Below are 2004 nucleotides of genomic sequence, written 5' to 3'. Positions count from 1 at the left end.
GTGCGATAGACGGCGGCGACGGCCTCTACCCCGCTGGCCTCGTCTGCTGGAACGGCCGGGGTGATCAGCTCCTGCTCGACAGAGGTCTGCGCGCGGGTCGGTGCCACCGGCCGCGCGCCGAGCGACTGCGCCCACGAGTCGCCGCCGACCATGCAGGGGTTGGTGGATTTGACCATGAAAGCGATGGCGCGATCCCACGTATCGGTCACCCTGCCATCGGCATCAATGCCGACAATCTGGCCGGGAAAAATGGTGCCGCAAAGCAGCCCCTTAGTGAGGTATTCGGCATAGTCGGCGCCGCTGGCATTAATGGTGCCACCTACATTAATTCCGCGTCCTGAGGTCGTATCAGCACCTACGTTTAGAGCGCAGGGGGCGGATGAACCTGACGCACCGGCTGTTACGAAAAACGTGGCGCTATTGGGTATTCTGACGTTTGGTTGGCCTTGAGACTGGGCCACCCCTGCGATTACACATTCATTGCCAGTTCGAGGGATTGGGCCAAACTGGCACACTGGTGCGACAATTATCCCCGCAGAAGTGATGCCGCCTGAGCCGTTTATGACGAGCACCGTTGTCGAGGAAGTAGTGCCGGCATCATAGGATTTTAGCCTCAACGCATATCCTGCTGCATACAACGATCCATTCCCAGACGATGTGTCCCACACAAATCTTCCCGGGAATGCTTGGCCGGGTATTCCCGCGACACCCATAGAAAGCACGTCCTGCGCGACGCCAGCCGTTGACGTGCCAAACATCGGAGACCTGAACGAGCTAATTCCATCCTCTCCGGGGTTGCCTAATATAATCCCGCTGTTCGCAACTACATCGGCTGTCGTGCTGATACGCGAGTTGGATGATACTGGCCCGGTCAGGGTTCCGCCCGTCAACGGCAGGGCGTTATACGGCCCAGCGGCGAAGGCGGTGTATAACAGATTCAAACGCTCGTTAACGTTCGGCATGCCGTCGTAAAAATAATCAGCCATTTAAATTCCCTCGATTTGCAGTGGTGCGGAATAGGTTTCAAAATACGGTGTGGCCACCGCGTCGATATTGCTGGCCTTGCCATACAGCATGTGGTCTTGCTCCAGCAGCGGATCAGGGTTTTCCGGGAATAGGCTGAACAGCATGGCCTTTCCCTTGCCGTTCTCGCGCAGGATGCGCATGAAGCGTGCGCGGTCCGTTGGCGTCAGGTGCGCCAGGTTGATGCTCAGCTTGTCGCTGATCGGGCGAATCTGCGTCTTGAGGTCGCCGGCACCCGTGCGGTAATCTTCGCTGGCATCCTGCAGTTGCAGCTGGGCGCCGTACTCGGCGTTGTGTTCCGGCGACCAGTAATTGCCCACCACCAGGCGCGAAATTTCCAGATAGCCCTCCGGGCTTTGTGGGGCAGATACCTCGATCACCAGGCGGCGCACGCGCACGGGCGCGAACCAGGCGACGCCATCGGCGCCGCCGCCACGTGCCCAGGTATTCGCACCGCCCCACTTGTAGGCGTTCCAGCCCAGCGGCAACACGCCCCATGGATAGGAACCATGCGCGGCGGCAGGGCACGGGAAGATGTTGCCTGTGTCAAGCACCGGCACGGCATCGCCCGGCTGGGAATAGCCGCGCACGCGCATGCGCGCGCTGCTGGTCATGTTGGTGAAGATCAGCGCCACGCAGGCAATGGATTCCTGTGTCGGCCATGTGACGGTGATGGTCTGTGCAGTGCCGCTGGCGCGCAGCACGGCATTCTTGCTGTCGCGCTGCAGATTGGCCGGTCCCAGCGCGCCGGCCTGGCTCGATGCGGTCAGCACCGAGCGGTCGCCGGCGTTATCGTAGATGATGCGGAGATTGGTCATGGTAGCAATGCCCCTTCAATGATGATACTGGGCCCGGGCCCGTCCGCACTATTTTCCGGGTCTTCGGGATCGTTGATGGTGTATTGCAATAACTTGCGTGACACTGTCTTCAATACAGTACTGGACGTACGGCACCAAAAATCCATTTGATCTATATAGTCAT

2 protein-coding genes are annotated in these 2004 nt (G+C 59.6%); both read right to left on the bottom strand.

Translation table 11 applies throughout. The features are described 5' to 3' along the window. A partial coding sequence (locus K0F85_RS28260; protein WP_219119122.1) for a hypothetical protein occupies positions 1-986 on the bottom strand: 986 nt, incomplete at its 3' end. Next, positions 987-1841 carry a hypothetical protein gene (locus K0F85_RS28255; RefSeq protein WP_219119121.1) on the bottom strand — a complete coding sequence of 285 codons (855 nt, stop codon included), beginning with the start codon at positions 1839-1841 and terminating at the stop codon, positions 987-989. Between the last annotated feature and the right edge of the window lie 163 nt (positions 1842-2004).

The sequence above is a fragment of the Janthinobacterium sp. UMAB-56 genome (assembly GCF_900095265.1).
Classification (GTDB): domain Bacteria; phylum Pseudomonadota; class Gammaproteobacteria; order Burkholderiales; family Burkholderiaceae_D; genus Janthinobacterium.
Note: the sequence above shows the minus strand (reverse complement) of the source record. Positions and strands in the feature narration are given on the sequence as shown.

Bases quoted from the DNA above. Each gene is read 5' to 3' on its own strand.
- K0F85_RS28255 (WP_219119121.1), bottom strand. From the start codon at position 1,841: ATGACCAATCTCCGCATCATCTACGATAACGCCGGCGACCGCTCGGTG.